Consider the following 6,000-nt stretch of genomic DNA (forward strand, 5'->3'; position numbering starts at 1 on the left):
ACCGGAATGCGTATGACCTGTGGCTCAGTCCTCGGACCGTGTTTCGACCGGAATGGTCTATACGACAAGACACCAAGAAAATTACTGCGCTGAAACGTACAGCTACTTCCGTCACACCCACATTTCCAGCGGTTGGACGATTTGTAGATTGCGCTGTGATCTGGGGAGTAGTCCCGATTTAAGCGGATTACGTCACGGTTTTCAACAAGGCCACTTCAACTAATTCGGCGATTTTCGGTAGCTGTCTTCGAACCGAAGTCAGTGTAGAAGTTGTAATTCGAGTGTCACCCACCGTTGCGAGTTCGCTCTTATGTTCCCAACACCTTTTTGACTAATTGTCGACAGTACCAACGAAGTTGAAGAGACTGACCCAGATAGGCAAAGTCGAATTCCTCTGCTAAGTTTTTCTATCCGATTCACCGTCGATCTAACCGCCATTTAACGCGACAGTATAGTCCTCATATATGCCGAATTTTGAAATGACAAGTATTATATTATTGCGTGTGTATAATTTAATCGCGACATGTCAGACCATAGCTGGAATAGTGTAAATCGGCGGAAAGTTCTAAAAACGACAGCAGTTAGCCTTGGAGGCATTTCAGCCTTCACAGGAATTACAACTGCAGATAATGACTCTGAACCCGCTCGTACAATAGAACTCCAAATCCCGGACACAGAAAACTCATCCACAAATATGGACACATCGGCGGCTAAGGATCTTACTTCGAGTAACCCAAGTGTAAAAGAAGTTGATACCGCCGTCGTTAAGTCTTCTGCAATTGATACTGTTCGTGTTGACCTCTACAACGATGAGAAAATTGAAGTTGGAGTCACCGGACCAAGATCAAAAGAAGCAGACTCATCGGCGATGATAGTTCGAGTTGATGCGCAGGATTCCAAAGGTCACTATAATCCAGATAGTGCAATAATTGAACTCAAAAACCCCAATAATAATGGTAAAAAACCCAATACCACACAAGTCGGAGGGGGATCATCCGAAGTAGAAACTCCCTCCGGTGGGACTACAATAAGCAAATCTGATTCTGAAGATAGTGATGACGGAACTGATTACACAAGTAATTATGGAGGTGGCATAATAGTGAGCGGGAACACATCTGAGGGGAGTTGGTTTGATGACTGGTGTCGCCATGCTCAAACGGTTGAGTGGGAGGAGTCAAATGGAGAAGTTGACTGGGCAAGATATAATAAATGCTGGAAGACAGAATCCTATGGTTCTGGTTCTTGGGATGTGAAAGAACACAGGTGGCGCGATCGGAACTTTAGTGGTGACGATTATTATGCAGGATCAACGTCTACCTTCGAAAAGTTTGAGTCAGGTGGAGAATGGACTTATACACTAAGATCCTCAATGACATGCAAACCCAATGGTGAAAACGATTGGTGGGGTTGGGGTCGGTGCTACGACTCTGACCGCCCAGAGTTTCGTTTTGATATGAAGACTGATTATGGCCCACCATGTGATAGTTGGTAACTACTAAATTACACCATCTCTGCTTAAATTGTATATGAACTAATCACTATTTAGATATATAAGTGTAAAATTATACGAGTGGTAACGTAAATATATTAAGTACGCACTTAGAAGAATTTTTCTAGCTCTGAACTTCCTAAGCTAGTGTTCTTCCATCGAAAGGATGGTTTAGCACTTCGTAGTTTTAGTGGTACATGCAGCCCGATAACCTGTTTGGATTGGATTGACTGCCCCTCTAAAAGGAGGAATCGATCGATTCACATGGTCATAGTTTAGGACGTTTTTGATCTGGTTCTGGGTTTTGTAGTCAACCTGACCGCTCAATTTATTAAGAGTTAGGGAAGTTAGATAGTCGTCAGTATCGACGAGAAATTCAGTCTCGAGGACATCGTATCCCTTGGTAAGTTTGTGCAGAAATACTTCCGTGGGCCAGTCCCGCGGCGGTTGAACACTCAATTTCGAGCTGTAACTTTGATTCAGCCAGTGTCGACGGCGGCGTATAAACTTCTTTTCTCCGTTAACCTTGATCTGTTTATCGCCATTTGCAATCCGCAGCGGCTTCGCTGTGAGGGGTTGTTCTGGGCTTCAGACAGTGTTTGAACCCAGTTCTACCTCAACGAGCCGAGTTTCGGCTTTAGGTCGACCACTATGACAATCGGAATATTATCAAACCCAACATTCGAAATATAAAACTACTATGTTATACCTTTTCAAATGTTTCAGCTACGACGAACCGAGTACCGCTGAAAATCGGCTCTAGAATTTTCTCGCTGGCACAATAATCTAAAATACATACAATTTTATAAATAGGCACTAACAACTATTTTAAGAAGGAAAATATCTCAACGGACCGGTAAGGTTATTTCGTCTCATCTTGAAAGAACAGATATGAAGAATATATTAAAACAAGCATCTCAAATAGGCCACTTCAGAGATCTGTTCTTTTCAATTATCGCTATGATTATATTCGTGATCGTGGCAGGCATTTTGGAGTACGGAAATCTAGTTACCACTTCAGCCGGGTTGATCATGATTCTGCTGGTTGGCTTGCTTGGTTTTCTGCTAAGCAGAGCCGTCAATTAGCATGGAAACCGGTCAGCAACAACTCTACAACTGATTTCGATGTTGGAGTGAATGTGATTGGGTTGGACCTGTTTAGATGTGGGACGTAAGCAGCTATCGTTAGCTAATGGCGCTATAAATTAGTTGCCCAGTTTTTTCCTTCCGCCGTGTTGAATTTGGAGAATAGACATTACATCCCACCCATGCGGTGATTTGGAACATTTGAACGTGGTAAATCACCAGTCAGAGCTTGATTTCACTGCTTCAGAGATTGCTTGATGTTGTGCACCGTACACATCAGGATGAGCTCACGAAATTCACCGTACCAAGTTCGCGCACGCACGGTGTCACACGAGCGTGCGCTTGATCGTGGAGAAGACGGTTGCACACATCGCTTGTTGACGGTAGCGATGTCCATCGATCCGTGCGTTATACGCGTGACCGATGGGCTGGAACTCACGATATTCAATCAGTGGTCTCACGCCTTCTTCGCGGAATTTGTCGCGTAATTCCATCCAGTCGTAGCCTTTGTCCGCAACGAGGCTGGCGAGGTCGCCCGCGTTGCGGCGGGCGACCTGCCAGCCGAGCTGTGTGTCATGGCGTTTCTCAGTCGTACAGTGAACGTCTAGAATCGCTTGATATCTGTGTCGATGAGTGCTGTTGTTTTGAGCGTCTGAACCCGGTAATTCGTCCGCCAGCAGTAGTGTTTGTAGCGCTTTCGCGGTCGAAAAAGGTCGCGTCGATGGCGGCGTGACCGCTCGGCTCGTGCTCCTGCGCCGAGAGTGGTCCTCAGTTACCGAATAATCGTACACGGAGAGATATAAGGGGTAAATTCAGCAACCAACTCTCAGTTATTTATCATTTGATAGAAGTGCTGTCAAATCGAAAGAACAAACTTATAATGTTATCCTGGGCAAAGTGGAAGGCAAAGACATGACATCTGAGATACTTACCCGTTCAGAGCCAGCATTACTATTGGGTCTTGGCTTCTTAGTTTTTGTGTACGGAGCGGCCCAATGGACGGGTTTTGTCACGTACACACCCCCTGCCATCGTATATATCATTGCAGGTATTGTCGCCTTGCTTTGGGGTGTGTCACTTAACAGTCGACGGACACGTTGAGATTGCGCACGGATGGAGACACGAGGGACAGAACTGCTCTGACGCTGGCAGTCGGTCCCTCCCAGCGTATGACAGACGGCCAGGCAGGGCAGACTGATGCGTGATGGATAACGATGTGGGGCTGGCAAGTCGGTTGAGAGCGTGAGCGACAAGCGTGAACCGAAGTGGGACTGACAGCCGGGCAGTAACGGATGGTTGGCCCTCGAAGTAGTATTCGAGGACTTTGAACGTTGATTCGATATCAGTTTGCGTAATTTCGTCGTGGCCCTTGCCCTCGCTGCGCGCTTGTTGTGACATCCCGGTTTTGCTATGAACCCGAATACTCAACCAGAACACCTACGGATTGAGTACTGAGGCCAGATTGCGGAGAACTACCCACTCAGTACGCCTGTGTATCCAACACTCGCTGCTTTCACTAAAAATATGTCAGGCGTAAGGTTCATCCCCCATTTCTGTACTGACTATCACGAAGGCCCGAAGACCGGGTATGAGAACCGTTGTATGACCCTTCCAACAGTGGCTTGTCCTTTCTGGTTAGCTCCCGCTACTGCCGGATGTGGTTTATTTCTTCACAGATCCGGTTGTGGACGTCTCCTCGACTCCTTTCTGCAAATGTTGTCTCTCGTCGGTAGCTTTCATCCCAAAGGACCCAGCGCTCTACTTGCCAGAAGGACTCACCGCTGATTGCTTGGAGTTTTTTGACAACAATCTGCCCCTGCCCCCCGTCGTGCTTGAAGCAATCAGCGACGGAGGCTGTAAGTGTATTTGGAGGCTCAGACACCCGATGGAACCCATTTGGTGACTTGAACGGAGCAGTTTTCTGTCTGGTAGGAGTGGTGGCCATTGGAATCTTGTGACTGTTGGGTCAGAACGTGGGCTGTAGGATAGGATATCAAACCGAACTTAATCTTCACGAGCTGGGGCAGCGAGACCTTCTTCTAACTTCAGCAGGGGCATTTCCATCTGTACCTGGAACAACCCCAGATCTGGGAGGTGGTCAACCTCAAATGAGTTCCAGTGGTATTGCTGATGTAACTCTCTCACGCGCTCACCGATTTCGGGGGCGGAAATGACTGCAGTAATTGTGCCCCTGCTTTCGTTTACTTCGACACTTCCACATGCAATTGAATCGAAATGCGCGACCTTTTCGTCGATCTCTAAGAGAACCTTCTTAGACTCTTCCCACTGTTTGACTTGCTGTTCTGCCTTTTTGATTCGGTCATTTATGTCGGAGTTGATTTCGTCTAGTTCGTCAAAGCAGAAGTCTTGTGTTGACGTGCTCATTCTGGGGATTGTACCAGAAATGCGACTGGCTGAATACTGCGGAAGGAAACTGCCCGGCCGATAGCTCGTTAGTAGGTCCTGCTAACGTGATGCAAGTTTCTGGCTCCATTGAATCACTAGACTGCGCCGGTGTAGGTCAGTAAATCAAAGGAGTTGAAGCGGGTGAGTAGCGGTTTGCATGAACCTTACTTCCCGCTTCACCGAGGAGATGGTGTCGCTGGCCAAAAGTTATTGCGACGATCCTGACGAAACTGCCGCCCCGGAAGGTGGCGGCAGTTTCGCCGAGTACGCGATGATCTCCCTCCACGGGCTGCGAATTTTCCTTGATGAGACCTACGAGATGATCATTGATCGACTGGAGGTGATGCCGCCAATTCTGGAGATCGTCGGGCTCAAGGCCGACGATCTCCCGGATCCCTCGACATTGAATAAGTGGCTTGATAAGATCGTGATGCAGGTCTGGCGAGTGCTACTGCGCCACTCGGCGCAGTTGCACGAGCCATCGCCCCACCTGGCTGTTGACGCAACCTACTACGAACGATCACCGGCGAGCAAGCACTACTGCGATCGTACGAACTATCGCGTTCAGACCGTCGAAGCGACGAAAATCGTCGATACTGAAACGCAAGCCATCTTAGATGTGCATTGTACGACAACCCGGGAAGGAAGTGACGCAGACGTGTGTGCGCAACTCGCCCGCCGGTACGCGGGCGAGTTGCAATCCCTCGCCGCAGACAGAGGCTATGACAGCCAGCCACTACGTGAAACCCTCCGAGAGATGGGTATACGTCCCCTCGTGAAACATCGCATCTTCGCACCGTACGACCACGCACACAACGCACGAATCGAGGACGATCTCTACAATCAGCGCTCAATGACCGAGACGGTGAACTCCTCGGTCAAGCGCTCGTACGGCTCCGCCGTCCGAGCGCGTGAATGGTACCGTGAGTTCCGTGAAATCGTCCTGATGTGTACGGTCTACAACATCAAACAGTACGTGACCGCCTGATTCCAACGCCGTATGGTGATTCAATGGAGCC

3 protein-coding genes and 1 pseudogene are annotated in these 6,000 nt (G+C 48.3%); 2 read left to right on the forward strand and 2 right to left on the reverse strand.

Going from position 1 to position 6,000, the window contains the following annotated elements:
- The first annotated feature begins 523 nt into the window (after nucleotides 1-523).
- A complete protein-coding gene (locus Harman_RS19415) occupies nucleotides 524-1,492 on the forward strand; it encodes a hypothetical protein (protein ID WP_137685346.1) in 969 nt (322 codons plus the stop codon).
- A gap of 1,318 nt (nucleotides 1,493-2,810) precedes the next feature.
- Here the strand turns inward: Harman_RS19415 and Harman_RS19420 are convergent.
- Nucleotides 2,811-3,337, reverse strand: a pseudogene (locus Harman_RS19420) (IS5 family transposase); the annotation flags it as partial.
- A 1,242-nt stretch (nucleotides 3,338-4,579) separates the two neighbouring features.
- Entirely contained in the window at nucleotides 4,580-4,960 is a 381-nt protein-coding gene (locus Harman_RS19425) for a hypothetical protein (RefSeq protein WP_137685347.1), read from the reverse strand.
- A 178-nt stretch (nucleotides 4,961-5,138) separates the two neighbouring features.
- Here Harman_RS19425 and Harman_RS19430 point away from each other — a divergent pair, with 178 nt between their 5' ends.
- Nucleotides 5,139-5,969 (forward strand): IS5 family transposase, encoded by an 831-nt coding sequence (locus Harman_RS19430; protein WP_137685348.1) that lies wholly within the window; start codon nucleotides 5,139-5,141, stop codon nucleotides 5,967-5,969.
- Nucleotides 5,970-6,000: the final 31 nt, after the last annotated feature.

Origin of the sequence: Haloarcula mannanilytica, from assembly GCF_005406125.1 — an archaeon.
Lineage (GTDB): Archaea > Halobacteriota > Halobacteria > Halobacteriales > Haloarculaceae > Haloarcula > Haloarcula mannanilytica.

Excerpts from the sequence above, each read along its gene's own strand:
- Harman_RS19415 (WP_137685346.1), top strand. The coding sequence starts at position 524 with ATGTCAGACCATAGCTGGAATAGTGTAAATCGGCGGAAAGTTCTAAAA.
- Harman_RS19425 (WP_137685347.1), bottom strand. The coding sequence starts at position 4,960 with ATGAGCACGTCAACACAAGACTTCTGCTTTGACGAACTAGACGAAATC.
- Harman_RS19430 (WP_137685348.1), top strand. The coding sequence starts at position 5,139 with ATGAACCTTACTTCCCGCTTCACCGAGGAGATGGTGTCGCTGGCCAAA.